This window comes from Streptomyces sp. NBC_00376 (genome assembly GCF_036077095.1).
Taxonomy (GTDB): domain Bacteria; phylum Actinomycetota; class Actinomycetes; order Streptomycetales; family Streptomycetaceae; genus Streptomyces.
Genome location: NZ_CP107960.1, coordinates 5,664,691 through 5,686,299, shown reverse-complemented (window position 1 = coordinate 5,686,299; position 21,609 = coordinate 5,664,691). Strand labels below are relative to the sequence as shown.

Annotated in this window: 18 protein-coding genes; 8 read left to right on the top strand and 10 right to left on the bottom strand. The window is 70.8% G+C overall.

Translation table 11 applies throughout. The features are described 5' to 3' along the window. The first annotated feature begins 133 nt into the window (after positions 1 to 133). Complete coding sequence (locus OG842_RS25625) at positions 134 to 1,279, top strand: DUF3103 family protein (protein ID WP_266732908.1); 1,146 nt, start codon at positions 134 to 136, stop codon at positions 1,277 to 1,279. Positions 1,280 to 1,338: 59 nt separating this feature from the next. Here the strand turns inward: OG842_RS25625 and OG842_RS25620 are convergent, their stop codons facing one another. Continuing rightward, positions 1,339 to 1,944: a DUF4291 domain-containing protein gene (locus OG842_RS25620; protein WP_266732906.1), complete on the bottom strand. Its 606-nt coding sequence runs from the start codon at positions 1,942 to 1,944 to the stop codon at positions 1,339 to 1,341. Between the two features lie 225 nt (positions 1,945 to 2,169). On the opposite strand from OG842_RS25620, the gene OG842_RS25615 reads away from it, so the two are divergent. Further along, positions 2,170 to 2,898: a VC0807 family protein gene (locus OG842_RS25615; protein ID WP_266732904.1), complete on the top strand. Its 729-nt coding sequence runs from the start codon at positions 2,170 to 2,172 to the stop codon at positions 2,896 to 2,898. A gap of 199 nt (positions 2,899 to 3,097) precedes the next feature. After that, a complete protein-coding gene (locus OG842_RS25610) occupies positions 3,098 to 3,520 on the top strand; it encodes a hypothetical protein (RefSeq protein ID WP_266732902.1) in 423 nt (140 codons plus the stop codon). Positions 3,521 to 3,587: 67 nt separating this feature from the next. On the opposite strand, the gene OG842_RS25605 is transcribed toward OG842_RS25610, so the two are convergent. Genes OG842_RS25605 through iolC form a run of 5 tightly spaced genes read right to left on the bottom strand, consistent with a single transcriptional unit; the run spans position 3,588 to position 9,788 of the window. Further along, complete coding sequence (locus OG842_RS25605; protein WP_266732901.1) at positions 3,588 to 5,087, bottom strand: CoA-acylating methylmalonate-semialdehyde dehydrogenase; 1,500 nt, start codon at positions 5,085 to 5,087, stop codon at positions 3,588 to 3,590. A 12-nt stretch (positions 5,088 to 5,099) separates the two neighbouring features. Further along, the gene (gene iolD / locus OG842_RS25600) at positions 5,100 to 6,986 is read right to left on the bottom strand and encodes a 3D-(3,5/4)-trihydroxycyclohexane-1,2-dione acylhydrolase (decyclizing) (protein ID WP_266732899.1); all 1,887 of its coding nucleotides are present in this window, start codon (positions 6,984 to 6,986) and stop codon (positions 5,100 to 5,102) included. Then, positions 6,983 to 7,867: a 5-deoxy-glucuronate isomerase gene (gene iolB / locus OG842_RS25595; RefSeq protein WP_266732898.1), complete on the bottom strand. Its 885-nt coding sequence runs from the start codon at positions 7,865 to 7,867 to the stop codon at positions 6,983 to 6,985. The genes iolD and iolB overlap by 4 nt, the downstream gene beginning before the upstream one ends. Further along, the gene (locus OG842_RS25590; RefSeq protein WP_266732897.1) at positions 7,864 to 8,793 is read right to left on the bottom strand and encodes a Cgl0159 family (beta/alpha)8-fold protein; all 930 of its coding nucleotides are present in this window, start codon (positions 8,791 to 8,793) and stop codon (positions 7,864 to 7,866) included. The genes iolB and OG842_RS25590 overlap by 4 nt, the downstream gene beginning before the upstream one ends. Then, positions 8,790 to 9,788: a 5-dehydro-2-deoxygluconokinase gene (gene iolC, locus OG842_RS25585; protein ID WP_266732895.1), complete on the bottom strand. Its 999-nt coding sequence runs from the start codon at positions 9,786 to 9,788 to the stop codon at positions 8,790 to 8,792. The genes OG842_RS25590 and iolC overlap by 4 nt, the downstream gene beginning before the upstream one ends. Before the next feature lie 132 nt (positions 9,789 to 9,920). On the opposite strand from iolC, the gene OG842_RS25580 reads away from it, so the two are divergent. From OG842_RS25580 to OG842_RS25560, 5 genes are all read left to right on the top strand, one after another. Beyond that, complete coding sequence (locus tag OG842_RS25580) at positions 9,921 to 10,871, top strand: sugar phosphate isomerase/epimerase family protein (RefSeq protein ID WP_266732893.1); 951 nt, start codon at positions 9,921 to 9,923, stop codon at positions 10,869 to 10,871. 104 nt (positions 10,872 to 10,975) lie between these two features. Beyond that, positions 10,976 to 11,398 carry a peptidoglycan-binding domain-containing protein gene (locus tag OG842_RS25575; RefSeq protein ID WP_266732891.1) on the top strand — a complete coding sequence of 141 codons (423 nt, stop codon included), beginning with the start codon at positions 10,976 to 10,978 and terminating at the stop codon, positions 11,396 to 11,398. A gap of 158 nt (positions 11,399 to 11,556) precedes the next feature. Next, positions 11,557 to 12,561, top strand: a complete 1,005-nt coding sequence (locus OG842_RS25570) for a PrsW family intramembrane metalloprotease (RefSeq protein ID WP_443064006.1) — start codon at positions 11,557 to 11,559, stop codon at positions 12,559 to 12,561. A gap of 89 nt (positions 12,562 to 12,650) precedes the next feature. After that, the gene (locus OG842_RS25565; RefSeq protein WP_266732890.1) at positions 12,651 to 12,959 is read left to right on the top strand and encodes a heavy-metal-associated domain-containing protein; all 309 of its coding nucleotides are present in this window, start codon (positions 12,651 to 12,653) and stop codon (positions 12,957 to 12,959) included. 118 nt (positions 12,960 to 13,077) lie between these two features. Continuing rightward, positions 13,078 to 15,447, top strand: a complete 2,370-nt coding sequence (locus OG842_RS25560; RefSeq protein ID WP_266732888.1) for a heavy metal translocating P-type ATPase — start codon at positions 13,078 to 13,080, stop codon at positions 15,445 to 15,447. Between the two features lie 509 nt (positions 15,448 to 15,956). On the opposite strand, the gene OG842_RS25555 is transcribed toward OG842_RS25560, so the two are convergent. The 4 genes from OG842_RS25555 to OG842_RS25540 all read right to left on the bottom strand — a co-directional run bounded on the left by OG842_RS25555 (position 15,957) and on the right by OG842_RS25540 (position 21,575). Then, the gene (locus OG842_RS25555) at positions 15,957 to 17,246 is read right to left on the bottom strand and encodes a citrate synthase (RefSeq protein WP_266732887.1); all 1,290 of its coding nucleotides are present in this window, start codon (positions 17,244 to 17,246) and stop codon (positions 15,957 to 15,959) included. Between the two features lie 129 nt (positions 17,247 to 17,375). Next, a complete protein-coding gene (recD2, locus tag OG842_RS25550) occupies positions 17,376 to 19,676 on the bottom strand; it encodes an SF1B family DNA helicase RecD2 (RefSeq protein WP_266732885.1) in 2,301 nt (766 codons plus the stop codon). A gap of 127 nt (positions 19,677 to 19,803) precedes the next feature. Further along, positions 19,804 to 20,592 carry an ABC transporter permease gene (locus tag OG842_RS25545; RefSeq protein ID WP_266732883.1) on the bottom strand — a complete coding sequence of 263 codons (789 nt, stop codon included), beginning with the start codon at positions 20,590 to 20,592 and terminating at the stop codon, positions 19,804 to 19,806. Continuing rightward, positions 20,589 to 21,575, bottom strand: a complete 987-nt coding sequence (locus tag OG842_RS25540) for an ATP-binding cassette domain-containing protein (protein ID WP_266732881.1) — start codon at positions 21,573 to 21,575, stop codon at positions 20,589 to 20,591. Before OG842_RS25540 ends, OG842_RS25545 begins: the two co-directional genes overlap by 4 nt. Positions 21,576 to 21,609: the final 34 nt, after the last annotated feature.

Here is a 21,609-nt window from a genome sequence, read left to right as displayed (position 1 = left end):
CGGTCGCGATCTACTCGCATAGACCGATGCGCTCACCCCCCTCCACCCGCTCGCCGGATGCCGGTGGTGCTTCGGCCTTCCCGTAGTGCTCCACATTCCCGTAGTGCTCCAACTGCCGGCAGGAGAGATCCCCTTGAGTACATCGACACCGCTGCGCACGGCACTGATCGGTGCCGTCCTGGCCGCGACCGCCCTGGTCCCCCTCCAGGGCACCGCGCTGGCGGCACCGTCCGGAAAGGACGCGGCGGCCACCGCCGCCTCCTCGGTCTCCGGAATCGAGGACGCCACCGCGCTCGCGCTCGCCCGCTCCCTGGCCGACCCGGACTGGAGCAGAGAGGTCCGCAGAGCCGCCCTGGCCGCGGATTCGGTCGGCCTCGGCGCACTGGCCGACGACGCCACCGCCTCGGCCGGCCGGAAGCTCGCCGACCGGATCACCGCGGCCGACCGGGGCGTCGCCACCGCCAAGGGCCTGGGCAGCGGCGCGGGTTCACTGCTGCGGCTCGGCCTGGCGGACGCGTCGATGAAGGGCCGGCTCGCCTCGGGCGCGGCTCCTCTGGTGGCCGCCGCTCCGTCCGACGACGACGGCGCCCGGACCTTCACCGCGTACGACAGCCGGGGCACGGCCCATGAACTGCCCCTGGACAGCGCCCCCGACCGGCCGGTCTACCTCATCGACATCGATGGTGCGAAGGCCGTCGCCGAGGGGCTGAAGGTCATCGACAAGACCCTGGAGTCCAAGGGCCTCGGCCTGAGCGCACCGTCCGCCGGAACCAGCCTGTCCGCCGCGTCGGGCATCGACACCACCCGGATCGACTCGGTGCGGCTCGGCGACGTCAAGGAACCGTTCTTCAAGGGCGACGCCGAGATCTTCACCCTCGTAACGGGCTTCGGCAAGGACGGTAAACCGCGCGTCGACACCGTCGAGATGCCCTATCTGAACAAGGAGGACACGACCTACTACCCGGGCCAGGTCCTGGTCAACTGGTCCAACTACAAGTACGACATGGCCGACGCGGTCATGATGGAGGACGACGGGGACACCAACTACCAGGCCCTGGCCAAGGCCATCGCCGCGGTCCTGCTCACCATCACCGACCAGGGCGCGTACATCCCGCTGGTCGACGCGCTGCTCGACGCCATCCCCACCAACTGGTGGACCGACGACCCGGACTACGTCGAGTCCTGGTACACCCTGGCCAAGAACAGCAGCGGCCAGCGCAACGGCGCCGCGGGCAACGGCTGGATGACCGTCTCGCCGTACCACGTGCCGGAGCTCTGACCACTCGCGCCATGACGAGCCGGAGCATGCGCGAAGCGCGTGCCGCGCATGCTCCGGGGTCAGGCCGCCGCCCGCGCCGGAAGCGGGACGCCGCCCGGCGGGTACGGCGACTCGTGGGGCAGGAGCGCCGCCGCCTCGTCGAGCCTTCCGTCACGGACCAGTTGATGGATCTGCCGGGCGAGCGGGGTGACGTCGCGGATGGACACCGTCCACTCGTCGGCGTACCGCCGTGATGCCTCGCCGGACAGCCCGAGCTGGAGGGAGCGGTACGGCAGCCGGTTCAAGTGCAGGTCGCGCTCGGGGTCCCACTGGACGCGGGCCGGGGCGCGGCGCAGATTGCGCTGCCAGGTGACGCGGTCCGGGTGGACTCCCCTGACGTAGTGGGAGAGTTCTGCGTGCTCCAGGGCCCAGTCGAAGCCCTCACGGGTGATCTCGACGGCCAGCACGGTCTCCTGACCCTCCTTCAGCCCCCAGCCGCAGCGGTACATCATCCACAGGAAGCTCGGCTTGATCCATGTCATGCGGTCGCGCTTCCAGGCTTCGGGGAAGCGCCCGTCACGGACGGCGGGACCGCCGATGAGGGGCGAGTACGCCTGGTAGACGGTGACGGTGGTGTCCGTGTGCTGGGCGCGGATCTCGTACTGCGGCCTGGTCAAAGCGGTCATGGCCCCATCAGAACACCGCTCCGGCGGGCGCGGCGAACGGTTACGACCTACCGGAATCCAGGGCTCCGCAGATGGTGGACGGGTCTGCCACCGACGGGTACTGACATTCGTCATACGGAGCCCGGTACACGCGGCTCTGCCGGGCAACGGCCCCCGGCGGCCAGTCTGTACGTATCGAGAGCGGGGCCGGGAAGGCACCGCCGACACGCGGGAGAGGAACCCCTCATGACCAGCCCGTCCGCCACCGTCACCGCCCCGCTCGCAGATGCCCCGGCCGCCACCGCTCCGCACACGCCGCGCAATGCCCTGCTGGACAGCCTGATGCCGCTGCTGGTGGATGTGGCGGTGCCGCTCGCCTCGTACTACGCGCTGAAGGCGGCGGGTCTGAGCACCTTCGCCGCGCTGGCCTGGAGCAGTGTGCTGCCGGCCGTGCGTACCGGGTGGAGTGTGCTGCGCAGGCGCCGGCTCAACGGGCTGGCGGCGCTGATCGTGACGGTCAACGCGGTGAGCCTGCTGACCAGTCTGATGGTCGGGAACCCGCGCCTCATGGTCGCCAAGGACAGCGGGGTGAGCAGCATCATCGGGCTGATGATCCTGGTGACCGCGCTGAAGGGGCAGCCGATGATGACCGCGGGACTGCGGCCCGTGCTGGTGAAGGGCGACGCGGCCAAGGACGCCGCCTGGCAGCGGCTCGCGGCCGGCTCGGCGGCGTTCCGGCGGGCGGAGATCCGGTTCTCGGCGGTGTGGGGTGCGGCGCTGCTGGGCGAGTGCGTGGTGCGGGCCGTGGGTGCCTACACGCTGCCGGTGGAGACGATGGTGTGGCTCGGCACGGTGATCATGGTGGTGACGATGGTGTCCGCGTTCATGGTCTCGGGCCGGGTGGGCGCGGTCCCGATGCAGGGCATGATCGCCGAGGAGGCCGGTGCCGGGAAGCCTGCGGACACCGCCCGCTGACGGACCGGGCCAGGCGAAAAGGGCCGGTGGGGGAGCCGCGAACGGCTCCCCCACCGGCCCTTTTCGGGTCTCTTCGGGGCTCCGGCGATTACCTGGGAGGTAATTGAGCGGCCCCCCGCCCGCCCCTACCGTTCCCGTACGGGCCGGCCGGCGGCTGCTCGCCGCCCGCGCGACCGCACGACAACGGAAGGAAGACCCCATGATGTCGTCCCACGACGCGGGTACGGTCACGGCTCCGGACGCCGCCCGTTCCGACAGCCTGCTCCGGTTCGCCCTGCTGGCGGACGTGGTCCTCACCGGCGCCAACGGCATCGGCTATCTGGCGCTCGCCACGGTCCTGGACTCGTTCCTCGGCGTGGACCGCTCGGTGCTCTACCCGGTGGGGGTGTTCCTCACGGGGTACGCCCTGTGGCTGCTGACCGTCGCCCGCCGGGAGGACATCGGCCGTGGCGCGGTCGCCGCCGTCATCGCCCTGAACACTGCGTGGGCGGTGGCCGGCGTGGCGGCCGTGGCCGTGGACACGCTGACCGCCACGGGTGCGGGCAACATCTGGATCGTGTTCCAGGCCCTGACGGTGGGGGCGATGGCCGCGCTCCAGTACGCGGGGCTGCGGCGGCTGTAAGACATACGGCGACGGCCCGTACGGACGCGGGGTGCGTCCGTACGGGCCGTCGGGGCCGGTCCGTTGATCAGTGGTTGCGGGGGAAGCCCAGGTCCACACCGGCCGGGGCGTCGGCCGGGTCCGGCCAGCGGGTGGTGACGACCTTGCCGCGGGTGTAGAAGTGCACGCCGTCGTTGCCGTAGATGTGGTGGTCGCCGAAGAGGGAGTCCTTCCAGCCACCGAAGGAGTGGTAGCCCACCGGCACCGGGATCGGCACGTTGACGCCGACCATGCCGGCCTCGATCTCCAGCTGGAAGCGGCGGGCGGCGCCGCCGTCGCGGGTGAAGATCGCGGTGCCGTTGCCGAACGGCGAGGCGTTCATGAGGGCGACGCCCTCCTCGTACGTCTCGGTGCGCAGGACGCACAGGACCGGGCCGAAGATCTCGTCCTTGTACGCGTCCGAGTCGGTGGACACGTTGTCGAGGAGGGAGAGGCCGATCCAGTGGCCGTCCTCGAAGCCCTCGACGGTGAAGCCGGTGCCGTCCAGGACGACGTCGGCGCCCTGGGCGGCGGCGCCCGTGACGTAGGAGGCGACCTTGTCGCGGTGGGCGGCGGTGATCAGCGGGCCCATCTCGGACGTCGGGTCGTTGCCGGGGCCGATCTTGATCTTCTCGGCGCGCTCCTTGATCTTCGCGACGAGCTCGTCGGCGACGGAGCCGACCGCGACGACCGCGGAGATCGCCATGCAGCGCTCACCGGCGGAGCCGTACGCGGCGGAGACGGCGGCGTCGGCCGCAGCGTCGAGGTCCGCGTCCGGCAGCACCAGCATGTGGTTCTTCGCACCGCCGAGCGCCTGGACGCGCTTGCCGTTGGCGGAGGCGGTGGCGTGGATGTGGCGGGCGATCGGGGTGGAGCCCACGAAGGAGACCGCGGCGACGTCCGGGTGGTTCAGCAGCCCGTCGACGGCGACCTTGTCACCGTGCAGGACGTTCAGCACACCGTCCGGCAGACCGGCCTCGGAGGCCAGCTCGGCCAGCAGGTTGGCGGCCGAGGGGTCCTTCTCGCTGGGCTTGAGGACGAAGGTGTTGCCGCAGGCGATGGCCAGCGGGAACATCCACATCGGCACCATGGCCGGGAAGTTGAACGGGGTGATGCCCGCGACGACGCCGAGCGACTGGCGGATCGAGGAGACGTCGACCCGGTTGGAGACCTGGGTGGACAGCTCGCCCTTGAGCTGGGTGGTGATGCCGCAGGCCAGCTCGACGATCTCCAGACCGCGGGCGACCTCGCCCAGCGCGTCCGAGTGCACCTTGCCGTGCTCGGCGGTGATCAGCGCGGCGATGTCGTCGCGGTGGGCGTCGAGCAGCGCCCGGTAGCGGAACAGGACCGCGGTGCGGGCGGCCAGCGAGGACGTGCCCCAGGTGGCGTAGGCGTCCTTGGCGGCGGCGACCGCGGCGTCGACCTCTTCGAGGGAGGCGAGCGCGACCTGGGTGGTGACGGCGCCGGTGGCCGGGTCGGTGACCGGGCCGTAGTTGCCCGAAGCGCCCTCGACGGTCTTGCCACCGATCCAGTGGTTGACGGTCTTCATGACAGAACTCCTTCAGAGGTGGGGGCGTCGGTCGGCGACGTGACGTTCGTACACTTCCCGGGCTTTCACGGCCGGCGGCCGGGTGGCCGTCTCGGCTACGGGAACATCCCACCACGCCTGTGCCGGAGGGGGGCCCGACACAGTGTCTGCCGTTTCGGTCTCGACGTAGACACAAGTAGGACGGTCCGCGGCACGTGCCTCGGCGAGGGCTTCGCGCAGGTCACGCACCGTCTTGGCGCGCAGCACCCGCATGCCCAGCGAGCCGGCGTTGGCCGCTAGATCGACGGGGAGCGGAGGGCCGGTGAACGTGCCGTCCGCCGCCCGGAGCCGGTAGGCCGTGCCCAGGCGCTCGGCGCCGACCTGCTCGGACAGGCCGCCGATGGACGCGTAGCCGTGGTTCTGGAGGACGACCAGCTTCACCGGGAGTTCCTGCTGCACGGCGGTGACGATCTCGGTGGGATTCATCAGATACGTGCCGTCGCCGACCAGCGCCCAGACGGGACGGCCCGGAGCAGCGAGCTGCACCCCGATCGCGGCCGGGATCTCGTAGCCCATGCAGGAGTAGCCGTACTCCACGTGGTACTGCTGCGGGGAGCGGGCCCGCCAGAGCTTGTGCAGGTCGCCGGGGAGCGATCCGGCGGCGTTGATCAGGATGTCGTCCTCGGTGACGAGGGCGTCGAGGAGGCCGAGGACCTGGGCCTGGGTGGGCCGGGCGTGCGGGTCCGGGGCGGTGAACGCGGCGGTGACGCGCCGCTCCCACTTCTCCTTGGCGTCGGTGTACTCCGTCTCGTAGGCGGGGCCGACACGGTGGTTGCGGGCGGCGAGCGCGGTGGTGAGGGCTTCGAGGGCGGCGCGGGCGTCGGCGACGAGCGAGAGGGCGCCGAGCTTGTGGGCGTCGAAGCCGGTGATGTTGATGTTGAGGAAGCGGACCGCCGGGTCGGCGAAGAGCGTGCCGGAGGCGGTGGTGAAGTCGGAGTAGCGGGTGCCGATGCCGATGACCAGGTCGGCGGTGCGGGCCAGCTCGTCGGCGGTCGCGGTTCCGGTGTGACCGATGCCGCCGACGTCGGCGGGGTGGTCGTGGCGCAGCGAGCCCTTGCCGGCCTGGGTGGCGGCGACCGGGATGCGGGTGGCGGCGGCGAACGCGGCGAGGGTCTCCTCGGCGGCGCTGTGGTGGACCCCGCCGCCCGCCACGATCAGCGGCCTGCGGGCGGTGCGCACCGCCCGTACCGCCCGGTCGAGTTCGTACGGATCGGGGGCTGGGCGGCGTACGTACCAGACGCGCTCGGCGAAGAACTCCGCCGGCCAGTCGTACGCCTGCACCTGCACGTCCTGCGGCAGCGCGAGCGTCACGGCGCCGGTCTCCGCCGGGTCGGCGAGGGTGCGCATGGCCTGGAGGGCGGCCGGGACCAGGGCCTCGGGGCGGGTGATCCGGTCGAAGTAGCGGGAGACGGGGCGCAGGCAGTCGTTGACGGAGATGTCGCCCGCGGACGGGACTTCGAGCTGCTGGAGCACGGGGTCGGCGGGCCGGGTCGCGAAGGTGTCGCCGGGCAGCAGGAGGACGGGGAGGCGGTTGATTGTGGCGAGGGCGGCGCCGGTGACGAGGTTGGTGGCGCCGGGACCGATGGAGGTGGTGACGGCTTGCGCGGAGAGCCGGCCCGACTGGCGGGCGTAGCCGACGGCTGCGTGCACCATGGCCTGCTCGTTGCGGCCCTGGAGGTAGGGCATCGCGCGGCCCGACTCGACGAGCGCCTGGCCGATCCCGGCGACGTTGCCGTGGCCGAAGATGCCCCAGGTGGCGCTGATCAGGCGCTGTCGCCGGCCGTCGCGCTCGGTGTACTGGCGGGCCAGGAAGGCGACCAGGGCCTGGGCGGTGGTGAGGCGGCGGGTGGTACGGCTCATGGGCGCGGCTCCGTCCCGTAGAAGGGGAGTCTGGGGTCCACCTGCTGGGTGGGCCAGGTGTCGCGGATCCAGCCGTGGTCCGGGTGGTCGCTGATCAGCCACTCCCGCTGCTCCCCCGGGCCCGCCATCACGTTGAGGTAGTAGAGGGTGCGGCCGGGGGAGGCGATGGACGGGCCGTGCCAGCCGTCGGGGATCAGGACCGCGTCGCCGCTGCGGACCTCGGCGAGGACGTCCGTACCGCCGGGGCGGGAGGGCGAGACCCGGTGGTAGCCGAGGCCGCCGTGCTCCACCTCGAAGTAGTAGATCTCCTCCAGCACGGACTCGGCGCCGGGGCGGTGCTCGTCGTGCTTGTGGGGTGGGTAGGACGACCAGTTGCCGCCGGGGGTGAGCACCTCGACGGCGATCAGCCGGTCGCACTCGAAGGTGTCGGCGGCGGCGAAGTTGTTGACCTGTCGGGAGCAGTTCCCGGAGCCGCGCAGCTCGACGGGTACCTCCGGCGCGGGGCCGTAGCGAGCGGGGAGTCGTCGCTCGCACTTCGCTCCTGCCAGGGCGAAGCGGCCTCCAGCGCCGGAGGCGATCTGTGCACGGGCCTCACGCGGTACGTACGCGAAGTCGGATACCCCGCTGAACACGCTTTCCCGGCCCAGCAGTTCAAAGATCTCACCTGAGGCGTGCACCGTACAGCCACCGGTCAACGGCAGAACGATCCACTCGCTCTCCCCGGTGACGAGTGTGTGAACTCCGCCCGGTGCGAGTTCGAGGACCCGCAGGCTGGAGCGGTCCCAGCCGGCCCGCTCCGGGTCGATGTCGAGGGCGTAGGAGCCGCTCGCCGTGCTCCCGGCCTTCAGGTGGTGGCGCGATCCGTCGCCGGTCGTGGTCATGCCCTCGGCTTCCTCTCTCCCGGCCCCGTTTCTCTCGGCTCCAGCAGTGAGACGGCCGTGTCCACGGCCGCGGCCACCTCTCCGTCGGCCGGGTAGAGCAGCGAACGCCCCACCACCAGCCCCTGGACGGTGGGCAGTCGAAGCGCCGTGCGCCATTTCTCGAACGCCCCGTCCAGGTCGTCGCCCACCTCCCCGCCCAGCAGCACCGCGGGCAGCGTCGACGCCTCCATCACCCGGGCCATGTCGTCGGGGTTCTCGGTGACGGGGACCTTGAGCCAGGTGTACGCGGATGTCCCGGCGAGCCCGGAGGCGATGGCGATCGAGGTGGTGACCGCCTCCGCGCCGAGGTCGTTGCGGACGTGGCCGTCGGTGCGGCGGCAGAGGAACGGTTCGACGAAGACCGGCAGCCGGTGTGCGGCCATGGCGTCGATGGCGCGGGCGGTGGCGTGCATGGTGTCGAGCGAGCCGGGGTCGTCGTAGTCGATCCGGAGCAGCAGTTTGCCCGCGTCAAAGCGGAGCCGGGCGAGGTCCTCGGGGCGGTGGCCGGTGAACCGGTCGTCGAGTTCGAAGGCCGCGCCCGCGAGTCCGCCGCGGTTCATCGATCCGATGACGACCTTGTTCTCCAGCGCGCCGAGCAGCAGCAGGTCGTCGATGATGTCGGCGGTGGCGAGCACTCCGTCGACGCCGGGGCGGGAGAGGGCCAGGCGGAGCCGTTCCAGCAGCTCGAAGCGGTTGGCCATGGCCAGTGCGCGGTCGCCGACGGCGAGCGAGCCGCGGGCCGGATGGTCCGCGGCGATGATCATCAGCCGGCCGCCCCGGCCGACGAGGGGGCGTCTGCGGCGCCGGGCGGCGGCCTCGGCGACGGCCTCGGGGTGGCGCATGCGCAGCTGGACGAGTTCGGAGACGGAGGAGGCCGGGGGTGTCATGGGGTCGCTCCGGTGGGGCGGGAGGTGACGGCGCCTGCGGTCAGGGCCGCTTCGACTTCGTACGGGAACGGCATGGCGGACGAGCAGGCGAGCCGGGAGGCGACGATGGCCCCCGCGGCGTTGGCGTACCGCATGATGCGCCCGGTCTCCCAGCCCGCGAGGAGCCCGTGGCAGAGCGCCCCGCCGAAGGCGTCGCCGGCGCCGAGGCCGTTGACGACGTCGACGGGCAGCGGCGGCACTTCGGCCACCGCGCCGTCGCGGTGGACGGCGAGCACGCCCTCGGGTCCCTGTTTGACGACGGCGAGTTCGACGCCGGCGCGGATGAGCGCGCGGGCGGCCGCGCGCGGTTCGCGCTCGCCGGTCGCGATCTCGCACTCGTCGATGTTGCCGACGGCGACGGTGGCGAGGGCAAGCGCCTCGCGGTAGCGGGCGGCGGGGGTGGAGCCGGGCGCGGATTCCTCCGTGGTGTCCCAGAACATCGGGCGCCAGTCGAGGTCGAAGACGGTGATGCCGCGGCGGTCGCGGGCACGCAGCGCGGCGAGGGTCGCGGAGCGGCTCGGTTCGGCGCACAGCCCGGTGCCGGTCATCCAGAAGACCCGGGCGGACCGGATCGCTCCGAGGTCCAGCTCCGGGGTGCGGATCTCCAGGTCGGGGGCCTTGGGCTGCCGGTAGAAGTAGAGGGGGAAGTCGTCGGGCGGGAAGATCTCGCAGAAGGTGACCGGTGTCGGATACGCGTCGACGGCCGTCACCCACCGGTCGTCCACCCCGAACTCCCGCAACTGGTGGTGGAGATACTCCCCGAAGGCGTCCCGTCCGGTACGCGTCACCACCGCCGTCCGGCGGCCGAGCCGGGCCGCCGCGACGGCCACGTTGGACGGCGAACCGCCGAGGAACTTTCCGAAGGTTTCGACCCGGGCAAGTGGCAGACCGGTCTGGAGGGGGTAGAGATCCACACCGATGCGGCCCATGGTGATGACGTCGTACCGCTCAGGCATGACCATCCCTTCGACCGCCGTCCGGGGTGACTTCCCCAGGTCTAGCCCTCCCCCGGAACCGTGTCAATGGCTTTGTCCGGACATACGGACGAATGATTGACAGCCGCCGCCCCGGCCGGAACCCTGGACGGCATGACCTCCTCCGCAGTGGCCCCGACCCGTATCCGCATCGGCTCGGCACCCGACTCGTGGGGGGTGTGGTTCCCCGACGATCCGCTCCAGGTGCCCTGGCGGCGCTTCCTCGACGAGGTCTCCGAGGCGGGTTACGAGTGGATCGAGCTCGGCCCGTACGGCTACCTCCCGACCGACCCGGTCCGCCTCGCCGACGAGACCCGCCGCCGAGGGCTCTCGGTCTCGGCCGGGACCGTTTTCACCGGATTGCACCACGGACCGGGCGTCTGGGACCGGACCTGGGCGCATGTCGCCGACATCGCGGCACTCACCCGGGCGATGGGCGCCCGGCATCTGGTGGTCATCCCCTCGTTCTGGCGCGACGACAAGACCGGCGAGGTCCTGGAGGACCGCCGCCTCACCGCGCAGCAGTGGCGCGATCTCACCGCCCAGACGGAGCGGCTGGGCCGGGAGGTGCTGGACCGTTTCGGGCTGCGCGTCGTCGTCCATCCGCATGCCGACACCCATATCGACACCGAGGAGAACGTCGCCCGTTTTCTCGACGCCACCGCCCCGGACCTCGTCTCGCTCTGCCTCGACACCGGGCACTACGCCTACTGCGGCGGCGACAGCGTCAAGCTGATCGAGGCCTACGGCGACCGGATCGGCTATCTGCACCTCAAGCAGGTCGACCCGGAGATCCTGGCCCGGGTCGTGGCGGACGAGGTGCCGTTCGGCCCGGCCGTGGCGCGCGGCGTGATGTGCGAACCGCCGGGCGGGGTCCCGGCGCTGGAACCCGTGCTGGCCGCCGCCCGCGCGCTGGACGTCGACCTGTTCGCCATCGTCGAGCAGGACATGTACCCGTGCCCGCCCGACAAGCCGTTCCCCATCGCCCGCCGCACCCGGGAGTTCCTCCGCTCCTGCGGCGGGCCGGGCGCCGGGCGGGACACGCCGAACGGACCGGGGGCGTGACGTAGCGGCGCTGTGCGGTGTTGTCCTCGGTGAGAGGCGGGGGTGCGGCCCCGGTCGCGCCCCCGCCGCCGTACGCCACACCTCCGCACAAGGAGCAGCTCACCATGATCCGAAAGATGCTGCCGTCCCGCAGGACGGCCGCGGCCCCGGCACTGACCGCCGCCGCACTGACCACGGTCGCCCTGGTCGCCGCCCTCGCCTCGGCGCCGGGGGCCTCGGCCGACGAGGACAACCCGGCACCGCCGCCCGGCTCCAGCCCGGTCTGCGCCTTCTACGACGGCGACCGGCCGACCTCCTTCGGCGAACAGGGTGAAGAGGTCTCCCAGGTGCAGTGCCTGCTGGCCAACCGTCACTACCTGCGCTGGTCCGCGGTCGACGGGACGTTCGGAGCCGAGACGCTCATCGCCGTGCATCGCTTCCAGGCGGACCATCCGCCGCTCGTGCCGGACGGCCGGGTCACGCCGGCCACCTGGTCGGCGCTCTGGCACGCGGGGCCGAACCGTGTGACCCCGCTGCCCTTCCCGTAACCCGCCGCCCTTCCCCCGCGACCCGCGCCTCCTCCTGGCCCCGTACGGCGGCGAGCCGCCCCGTACGGGGCATCCCTCGCCCGAATGCCTCACGGCACCACACACCATAGGATTCGGACAAATTATGAGATTATGCGCGAGATGTAGAGGGAGTCCGCGTGAACCGGAACAGCGATCCCGACAGCCCGTCACCCGCCACCCCGTCCGCCCGGCAGTCACCGTCCGCCCCGCCGCACCCCCCTGGCCCGCCGGAGCCGCCGCAGCCACGGCCCGGGCTCTGGAAACGGTGCCTGTGGGGCGGCACAGCCCTCTGGCTGCTGACGGCGGTCGTCACGTACACCACCAGCAACACCAACCTGCTGCCGACCCTCATCCTGCTCGGCAGCTTCCTGGTCCCGGCCGTCTTCGTCCTGTGGGCGTACGAGCGGCACGGCCGCGACCTCGGCGTGGGTCTCATCCTCGGCTGCTTCCTGACGGGCGGAATCCTGGGCGTGCTCGGCGCCTCCGTCATGGAGTCCTATCTGCTGCACCCGTCCATCTGGATATTCCTGGGCGTCGGCCTGATCGAGGAGGCCGTGAAGCTCCTGGCGCTGATGTTCGTGCTCCGACGTCACCCCGGCGTCCACGGCATGCGGGCCGGTCTGGTGCTCGGCGCGACGGTCGGATTCGGGTTCGCCGCCTTCGAGAGCGCGGGCTACGCCTTCAACGCCGCCGTCACCATGAAGGGCATCGACCTGCACGCCCTGCTGGAGACCGAGGTGCTGCGCGGGGTGCTCGCACCCTTCGGCCACGGACTCTGGACCGCGATCGCCGGTGGCGTACTGCTCTCGTTCCGGAAGCCGAACGGGCGTTTCCGCTTCACCGCGCCCGTGATCGGCACCTATCTCGGCGTCGCCGTGCTGCACTCGCTCTGGGACTCGATGCACGGCATCGCGATCTGGCTGGTCGCCAGGGTCACCGACACGGGCCTGAGCCGTGCGCTCTTCTCGCAGGGCTACATCCCGACCCCCACCGACGAGCAGCAGCATCTGTTCACCCTCTTCTCGGTCGGCGGCATCGTCGTGATCACGCTCGTCGCGCTGGCCTGGCTGCGGTCGCTGGCCCGCAGCGCGCGGCATCCCCGAACCGGCGACCGGCGAGGCACTCGCATTCATACCCCCTAGGGGTATAGTGTGGACGTGTCGGGGCGCACCGGCCTCCCCCGGGGCCCCTGACGCCACAACCCTTTGTGCTCGTCGAAGAGGAGAACACCATGACCGCCGAGACCCAGCTCCCCCAGGCCACCGGCTCCTGCTGCTCGCCCAGCGGCTCCTGCCACGACGGCGCGGACGCCGGCGCGCAGGCGGGCGGCGTGACCACCGTCTACCAGGTGTCCGGCATGACCTGTGGACACTGCGAGGGCGCCATCTCCGAGGAGGTCTCCGGCATCGAGGGTGTCACCTCGGTGAAGGCCGTGGCCGCCACCGGTCAGGTGACCGTCGTCTCCGCGGCCCCGCTGTCGGACGACGCCGTGCGCGCCGCGGTCGACGAGGCGGGCTACGAGCTCGTCGGCCGGGCCTGAACACCGTCGGGGCACACCCGCCGCTCCGGACGCGCCCGCGTCCCCCTTTGCCGCCGGGCCGGACCTGCCAGCAGATACTGGTGGGGTACGGCCCGGTCGGCGTTTCAGGAGTTCGGACATGCACAGCGCAACAGAGGCCGCGGCCCGGATGGCGGAGGACTCGACCGCCGAGCTCACGATCGGCGGGATGACCTGCGCCTCCTGCGCGGCCCGTGTCGAGAAGAAGCTCAACCGGATGGACGGCGTCACCGCCACCGTCAATTACGCGACCGAGAAGGCCAAGGTCGCCTTCGGCCCCGGGACCGGCCTCGCGGATCTGATCGCCACGGTCGAGAAGACCGGTTACACCGCGCAGCCGGTACACCGTCCCGAACCGCCCGCGCCCCCGCCACCACCGGCGACGACGGGCACCCGCACCGGCACACCGGCCGACGTCGAAGCCGGCACCGGGGCCGGGACAGAGGCCGAGGCCGAGATCGAGACCGGTGCCGGTGCCGGTGAGCAGCAGGAAGCCGGCCCGGCTCTCGCCTCGCTGCGGCAGCGTCTGATCGTCTCGGCCGTCCTCGCCGCCCCGGTCGTCCTGCTGGCGATGGTCCCGGCCCTCCAGTTCGACAACTGGCAGTGGCTCTCGCTCACCCTCGCCGCCCCCGTCGTCGTCTGGGGCGCACTGCCCTTCCACCGCGCGACCTGGACCAACCTCCGGCACGGCGCGGCCACCATGGACACCCTGGTCTCGATCGGCACGCTCGCCGCCTTCGGCTGGTCCCTGTGGGCGCTCTTCCTCGGCGACGCGGGCATGACCGGGATGCGGCACGGCTTCGACTTCACCGTCTCGCGCGACGGTGCCTCCTCCACCATCTATCTGGAGGTCGCTGCCGGGGTCGTCACCTTCATCCTGCTGGGCCGCTATCTGGAGGCGAGGTCCAAGCGGAAGGCGGGCTCCGCCCTGCGGGCGCTGATGCACCTGGGCGCCAGGGACGTCTCCGTCCTCCGGGACGTTACGGAGGTACGCGTCCCCGTCGCCCGGCTCGCCGTCGGCGACCGCTTCGTGGTCCGCCCGGGCGAGAAGATCGCCACCGACGGCACCGTCGTCGAGGGTGCCTCGGCCGTGGACGCGTCGATGCTGACCGGCGAGTCCGTGCCCGTGGAGGTCGGCGTCGGCGACCCCGTCACCGGGGCCACCGTCAACACCTCCGGCCGGCTCGTCGTGGAGGCCACCCGGATCGGCGCCGACACCCAGCTCGCCAGGATGGCGAAGCTCGTCGAGGACGCCCAGAACGGCAAGGCCGAGGTGCAGCGCCTCGCGGACCGGATCTCCGCCGTCTTCGTACCCGTGGTGCTGCTGATCTCGCTCGTCACCCTGGCCGGGTGGCTGCTGGTCACGGACGACGTGACCGCCGCGTTCACCGCCGCCGTGGCCGTACTGATCATCGCCTGCCCCTGCGCCCTGGGCCTGGCCACCCCCACCGCCCTCATGGTCGGCACCGGACGCGGCGCCCAGCTCGGCATCCTGATCAAGGGCCCCGAGGTCCTGGAGACCACCCGCCGCGTCGACACGATCGTCCTCGACAAGACCGGCACCGTCACCACCGGCCGCATGACCCTCCTCGGCGTCCACACCGCCGACAACACCACCGAGACCGACGTACTGCGCCTCGCCGGCGCCCTGGAGCACGCCTCCGAACACCCCATCGCCCAGGCCGTCGCCGCCGGAGCCGCCGAACGCACCGGCACCGCCCTCCCCACCCCCGAGGACTTCACCAACATCGCCGGACTCGGCGTCCAGGGCATCGTCGAGGGCCACGCCGTCCTCGTCGGCCGCGAGCAGCTGCTCGCCGACGCGGGCATCGACGTGCCCGGCACCCTGTCCGGCGCCGTCGCGGACGCGGCGGCCGAGGGCCGTACGGCAGTCATGGTCGCCTGGGACGGGCGGGCGCGCGGCGTCCTCGCGGTGGCCGACAGGATCAAGGAGTCCAGCGCGCAGGCCGTCGCCGAACTCCGCGCACTCGGCCTCCACCCCGTTCTGCTGACCGGTGACAACCGTGCCGTGGCCGACGCCGTGGCCCGTGCCGTCGGGATCGACGAGGTCCACGCCGAGGTGCTGCCCGAGGAAAAGGTGCACGTCATCGAGCGGCTGCAGGCCCGGGGGCGCTCCGTCGCCATGGTCGGTGACGGGGTCAACGACGCGGCCGCCCTAGCCACCGCGGACCTCGGTCTGGCGATGGGGACCGGCACGGACGCCGCGATCGAGGCGGCCGATCTCACCCTGGTTCGTGGAGATCTCAAGGTGGCCGCCGACGCGATCCGGCTCTCCCGGCGCACCCTGACCACGATCAAGGGCAACCTCTTCTGGGCATTCGGCTATAACGCGGCCGCCCTGCCCCTTGCGGCATTTGGCCTGCTCAACCCTATGATTGCCGGAGCGGCGATGGCCTTCTCATCGGTCTTCGTCGTGACGAACAGCCTGCGGTTGCGCGCCTTCACGTAAAATCCACAAAGAGATCCAGATCACATGGATTTCAGGGTAACCATCCGGCGGGTTCGTGAGTCTAAGAGTGCGATGCCAAGGATGTCTTGGGGGACGTCCGCGGAGCGTCTTGGGGGACGCGCCGGGCAAGCGTTGGCCGGGGCACGTGCACCGGGGAGCTTTGAGCGGCCCTCCCGTGCGTACGTACCCCGGCAGACCGCACGAAGCAGGACAAGTGAAAAGCGCAGTTCGCAGCTAGTCGAGGAACGCAGGAGCTCCGGCTCCCACAGACGCCCGGCCGGATCCCGTGGGGGGAATCCGCTCCGGGACATGGGAAGCGCCTCGCTGTCGGCCCGTGGGGGGATCGATGGCGGGGCGCTTCTCTCTGCCGTCCCTCTGCCGCCGGGCGGTGGAGCAGCCCGCCGGACACGCAAATCGCCCCGGACACCGCGCTCTGTGCGAAGGCGCGGTACTCGGGGCGAAGTCGACCGGCCTCGGCGGCCGGGGTCGTGCGGGGGGTGCTAGGAGGTTCAGCGAGCCTCGACCGGGACGAAGTCGCGCAGGACCTCGCCGGTGTAGATCTGGCGCGGGCGGCCGATGCGGGAACCCGGCTCCTTGATCATCTCGTGCCACTGGGCGATCCAGCCGGGGAGGCGGCCGAGCGCGAAGAGCACGGTGAACATCTCGGTCGGGAAGCCCATGGCCCGGTAGATCAGACCCGTGTAGAAGTCCACGTTCGGGTAGAGGTTGCGCGAGACGAAGTACTCGTCGGAGAGCGCGTGCTCCTCCAGCTTCAGCGCGATGTCGAGCAGCTCGTCGGACTTGCCGAGCGCGGACAGCACGTCATGGGCGGCGGCCTTGATGATCTTGGCGCGCGGGTCGAAGGACTTGTACACCCGGTGGCCGAAGCCCATCAGGCGGACGCCGTCCTCCTTGTTCTTCACCTTGCGGATGAAGGAGTCGACATCGCCGCCGTTGGCCTGGATGCCTTCGAGCATCTCCAGCACCGACTGGTTGGCGCCACCGTGCAGCGGGCCCCACAGGGCCGAGATGCCGGCGGAGATCGAGGCGAACATGTTCGCCTGCGAGGAGCCGACCAGACGCACGGTGGAGGTCGAACAGTTCTGCTCGTGGTCCGCGTGCAGGATGAGCAGCTTGTCGAGCGCGGAGACGACGACCGGGTCCAGGTCGTACTCCTGGGCCGGGACCGAGAAGGTCATGCGCAGGAAGTTCTCGACGTACCCGAGGTCGTTGCGCGGGTAGACGAAGGGGTGGCCGATCGACTTCTTGTAGGCGTACGCCGCGATCGTCGGCAGCTTGGCGAGCAGCCGGATCGTCGAGAGGTGGCGCTGCTCCTCGTCGAACGGGTTGTGGCTGTCCTGGTAGAACGTGGACAGTGCGCTGACGACCGAGGACAGCATGGCCATCGGGTGGGCGTCGCGCGGGAAGCCGTCGAAGAAGCGCTTGACGTCTTCGTGCAGCAGCGTGTGCTGGGTGATCTCGTTCTTGAAGGTCGACAGCTCGTCGACCTTGGGAAGCTCGCCGTTGATGAGCGTGTACGCGACCTCCAGGAACGTCGAGCGCTCTGCGAGCTGCTCGATGGGGTAGCCGCGGTAGCGCAGAATGCCCTGCTCACCGTCGAGGTAGGTGATGGCGGATTTATAGGCTGCGGTGTTGCCGTATCCGCTGTCCAGTGTCACCAGACCGGTATTGGCCCGGAGCTTCCCGATGTCGAAGCCCTTGTCGCCGACGGTGCTGTTGATCACCGGGTAGGTGTACTCGCCGTCGCCGTACCGCAGTACTACAGAGTTGTCGCTCACGTCATCCCTCACCGACGTAGTGCCTCTTCTTCGAGGTTCCCTGACTGTCTCCACCCTCCCCCATTTGGCTCAGGAGAGTGCACTCGGGGTCGTCCATTGGACCTACTCGCGGCACTGAGTGCCGCGAACTTACTCATCCTGCCCCCTCGGTACCGGTTCCGGAAGGGCTGGGTGATGTTTCCCACCGATTTGATCGATCATTTTTTCCGCCGATCCTCCGCCCGAGCCGCCCGACAGCCGGTAATCCAGCGCCGTACAGCGTCTGCCTGCGGAAACCGTGCGGACCGCCTGGCCGATCGCCTGCCGCGAGCCGACCAGTACGACAAGCTTCTTGGCCCTGGTCACAGCCGTGTACAGCAGGTTCCGCTGGAGCATCATCCAGGCGCTCTTGGTCACGGGGATGACGACGGCCGGGTACTCGCTGCCCTGGGAGCGGTGGATCGTCATGGCGTACGCATGGGCCAGCTCGTCGAGCTCGTCGAAGTCGTAACCGATCTCCTCGTCCTCGTCGGTGAGCACCGTCAGCGTCTGTTCGTCCAGGTCAAGGGCGGTGACGACGCCGACCGTGCCGTTGAAGACGCCGTTCTCGCCCTTGTCGTAGTTGTTGCGGATCTGCGTGACCTTGTCGCCGACCCGGAAGACCCGGCCGCCGAACCGCTTCTCGGGGAGGTTCGGGCGGCCCGGGGTGATGGCCTGCTGGAGGAGTCCGTTGAGCGTGCCCGCCCCGGCCGGGCCCCGGTGCATCGGGGCGAGTACCTGCACGTCGCGCCTCGGGTCCAGGCCGAACTTGGCGGGAATGCGACGGGCCGCCACATCCACCGCGAGCACTCCGGCGTCCTCCGTCTCGTCCTCCACGAAGAGGAAGAAGTCCTTGAGGCCCTGAGTGAGGGGCGGAATGCCGGAGTTGATTCGGTGTGCGTTGGTGACGACGCCGGACTGCTGGGCCTGGCGGAAGATCGTGGTGAGCCGGACCGCGGGAACGGGACTGCCGTCGGCGAGCAGATCGCGCAGCACCTCCCCCGCGCCTACCGAGGGCAGCTGGTCGACGTCCCCGACGAGCAGCAGATGGGCACCGGGTGCCACCGCCTTCAGCAACTTGTTGGCCAGCAGCAGATCGAGCATCGACGCCTCGTCGACGACCACCAGATCGGCGTCCAGCGGACGGTCCCGGTCGTACGCGGCGTCGCCGCCCGGCTTCAGTTCGAGCAGCCGGTGGACGGTGGAGGCCTCGGCGCCGGTCAGCTCGGAGAGCCGCTTGGCCGCCCGCCCGGTCGGCGCGGCCAGCACCACCTTGGCCTTCTTGGCCCGTGCCAGCTCCACGATCGACCGGACGGTGAACGACTTCCCGCAGCCGGGCCCGCCGGTCAGCACCGCGACCTTCCGGCTGAGCGCGAGCCGGACCGCCGCCTCCTGCTCGGGCGCCAGCTTCGCCCCCGTACGCGTACCGAGCCAGGCCAGCGCCTTGTCCCAGTCCACGTCCGCGAAGGCCGGCATCCGCTCCTCGGGCGTCCGCAGCAGCCGCTGCACCTGGGCGGCGAGGGCGACCTCGGCACGGTGGAAGGGCACCAGGTAGATGGCGGTGACGAGTTCGCCGCCCTCGGGCGAGGGCACCTTCTCCCGTACGACGCCCTCCGGGTCCTCGGCCAGTTCGGCGAGGCACTCGATGACCAGCCCGGTGTCGACCTGGAGCAGCTTCACCCCGTCCGCGATCAGCCGCTCCTCGGGGAGGAAGCAGTGCCCCTGGTCGGTGGACTGCGACAGCGCGTACTGGAGGCCGGCCTTGACCCTCTCCGGGCTGTCGTGCGGGATGCCGACCGCCTGGGCGATCTTGTCGGCGGTGAGGAAGCCGATGCCCCAGACGTCGGCGGCCAGCCGGTAGGGCTGGTTCTTCACCACGGAGATCGAGGCGTCCTCGTACTTCTTGTAGATGCGGACGGCGATGGAGGTGGAGACGCCGACGCCCTGGAGGAAGACCATCACCTCCTTGATCGCCTTCTGCTCCTCCCACGCCGCGGCGATCATCTTCGTGCGCTTGGGTCCGAGGCCGGGGACCTCGACGAGCCGCTTCGGTTCCTTCTCGATGATGTCGAGGGTGTCGACGCCGAAGTGGGTGGTGATCCGGTCGGCCATCACCGGGCCGATGCCCTTGATCAGCCCGGAGCCGAGGTAGCGGCGGATGCCCTGGATGGTGGCGGGCAGGATCGTCGTGTAGTTCTCGACGGTGAACTGCTTGCCGTACTGCGAGTGCGAGCTCCAGCGGCCTTCCATGCGCAGCGATTCACCGGGCTGCGCACCGAGCAGCGAACCGACCACGGTGAGCAGGTCGTTGGCACCGCGACCGGTGTCGACGCGCGCGACTGTGTATCCGTTCTCCTCGTTGGCGTACGTGATGCGCTCCAGCACACCTTCGAGGACGGCCATGTTGGACATGCGTCCGACGGTATCGCCTGCCACTGACATCGTGTTCCGGGCCTCGGGGACGGCAGGCCTCGGGGACACCGGCCGACGCCCCTGCCCCGCCGGCCGGCGGCCGACGGGGCAGGGGTGTCGCGGTGGTTCAGCGCTTGGTGGTGCTGTTGAAGAGCGAGCGCGACCAGACGTAGCCGACCAGGGCGATACCTGCGCACCAGGCGAGGGAGATCCAGCCGCTGTTGCCGATCGCCGAGCCGGTGAGCAGGCCGCGCAGGGTCTCGGTCATCGGCGTGAACGGCTGGTACTCGGCGAACCAGCGCAGGCCGGGCGCCATCGAACCGGCCGGCACGAACGCCGAGCCGAGGAACGGCAGGAACTGGATGAGCAGCGGCTTGTTGCTCGCGGACTCGACCGTCTTGGAGATCAGGCCGAGCGCCGCCGACAGCCAGGCCACGGCGAACGCGATGGCCGCGATCAGCCCGGCCGCGGCCAGCCACTCCAGCGGGTTCGCGTCGGGGCGGAAGCCGAGCGCGACGGCCACGCCCACCACCAGGACCAGGCTCACCACCGTGGTGATGACGGAGCCGATGACATGGCCCGTCATGAACGACGAGCGCGTGATGTTCATGGTGCGGAAGCGGTTGATGATGCCTTCGGTCATGTCCTGGCAGACCGCGATCGAGGTCGACATGGCCCCGGCAGCCACGCCCATGATGATGACGCCGGGCGTCAGATACTCCAGATACGCGTCCCGGCCGCCGGAGCCCGGCAGTCCGGCGCCGATCGAGTCCCCGAAGGCGTACACGAAGAGCAGCAGCATCAGGATGGGCATCATGGCCGGGCCGAGCGAGACGGCCGGGTAGCGCAGCGCGTGCTTGATGTTGCGCCGCAGCATCGTCATCGAGTCGTGCACGGCGTACGTGAGGGTGCTCATCGCAGGGTCTCCTTGACGTGGAGCGGGGTGGCGTCGGTGCCGTCGCCGGTCAGGGCGAGGAACACGTCGTCGAGGTCGGGGGTGTGCACGGAGAAGTCGGCGGCCCGCACTCCGGCCGCGTCCAGCTGGTCGAACAGGGCGCGCAGTGCCTCCATGCCGGCGTCGCTCGCCACGCGCAGGGAGAGGTTCTCGTCGTCGCGTGCGGCGCCGGGGAAGGCGGCGGCCGCGCGATCGAACTCGTCGACGGCGTCGAACCGCAGCCGTACGTGGCTGCCGGGGATCTGCGCCTTGAGCTCGTCGGCGGTGCCCTCGGCGACGATCCGGCCGCCGTCGAGCACCGCGATCCGGTCCGCCAACTGGTCGGCCTCCTCCAGGTACTGCGTGGTGAGGAAGACGGTGACGCCGCTCTCGACCAGCGTGCGCACCGTGTCCCACATCGTGCGGCGGCTGCGCGGGTCGAGCCCGGTCGTCGGCTCGTCCAGGAAGATCACCTTCGGGTCGCCGACCAGCGTCATCGCGAGGTCGAGACGGCGCCGCATGCCGCCGGAGAAGGTCGCGGCACGGTTCTTGGCGACGTCCGCGATGCCGAACCGCTCCAGCAACTCCCCGGCCCGCCTGCGCCCTTCGCGCTTGCCGAGGCGCAGCAGGTCGGCCATGAGGAGCAGGTTCTCCTCGGCGGTGAGCAGGTCGTCGAGCGCGGCGAACTGTCCGGTGACGCCGATCGCGGCGCGCACCCCGTCCGGGGAGCCGACGACGTCGTGGCCCGCGACCTGGGCCTGTCCGCCGTCGGCGGCGATGAGCGTGGACAGGATCTGCACGGTCGTCGTCTTCCCGGCGCCGTTCGGGCCGAGCAGCGCAAACACGGATCCGGCCGGGATGTGCAGGTCGATGCCGTCGAGGACGGTCTTGTCGCCGTAGGACTTGCGCAGCCCGACGGTGGAGACGGCGGGGGCGTCGACGGACTGGCGTGTGGACGTGGGCATGACAGATGAAGGCATGGAGCCCTCCGGTAGGTGA

Bases quoted from the DNA above. Each gene is read 5' to 3' on its own strand.
- OG842_RS25620 (WP_266732906.1), bottom strand. From the start codon at position 1,944: ATGACCGCTTTGACCAGGCCGCAGTACGAGATCCGCGCCCAGCACACG.
- OG842_RS25615 (WP_266732904.1), top strand. From the start codon at position 2,170: ATGACCAGCCCGTCCGCCACCGTCACCGCCCCGCTCGCAGATGCCCCG.
- OG842_RS25610 (WP_266732902.1), top strand. From the start codon at position 3,098: ATGATGTCGTCCCACGACGCGGGTACGGTCACGGCTCCGGACGCCGCC.
- OG842_RS25605 (WP_266732901.1), bottom strand. From the start codon at position 5,087: ATGAAGACCGTCAACCACTGGATCGGTGGCAAGACCGTCGAGGGCGCT.
- iolD (WP_266732899.1), bottom strand. From the start codon at position 6,986: ATGAGCCGTACCACCCGCCGCCTCACCACCGCCCAGGCCCTGGTCGCC.
- iolB (WP_266732898.1), bottom strand. From the start codon at position 7,867: ATGACCACGACCGGCGACGGATCGCGCCACCACCTGAAGGCCGGGAGC.
- OG842_RS25590 (WP_266732897.1), bottom strand. From the start codon at position 8,793: ATGACACCCCCGGCCTCCTCCGTCTCCGAACTCGTCCAGCTGCGCATG.
- iolC (WP_266732895.1), bottom strand. From the start codon at position 9,788: ATGCCTGAGCGGTACGACGTCATCACCATGGGCCGCATCGGTGTGGAT.
- OG842_RS25580 (WP_266732893.1), top strand. From the start codon at position 9,921: ATGACCTCCTCCGCAGTGGCCCCGACCCGTATCCGCATCGGCTCGGCA.
- OG842_RS25575 (WP_266732891.1), top strand. From the start codon at position 10,976: ATGATCCGAAAGATGCTGCCGTCCCGCAGGACGGCCGCGGCCCCGGCA.
- OG842_RS25565 (WP_266732890.1), top strand. From the start codon at position 12,651: ATGACCGCCGAGACCCAGCTCCCCCAGGCCACCGGCTCCTGCTGCTCG.
- OG842_RS25560 (WP_266732888.1), top strand. From the start codon at position 13,078: ATGCACAGCGCAACAGAGGCCGCGGCCCGGATGGCGGAGGACTCGACC.
- recD2 (WP_266732885.1), bottom strand. From the start codon at position 19,676: ATGTCCAACATGGCCGTCCTCGAAGGTGTGCTGGAGCGCATCACGTAC.
- OG842_RS25545 (WP_266732883.1), bottom strand. From the start codon at position 20,592: ATGAGCACCCTCACGTACGCCGTGCACGACTCGATGACGATGCTGCGG.
- OG842_RS25540 (WP_266732881.1), bottom strand. From the start codon at position 21,575: ATGCCCACGTCCACACGCCAGTCCGTCGACGCCCCCGCCGTCTCCACC.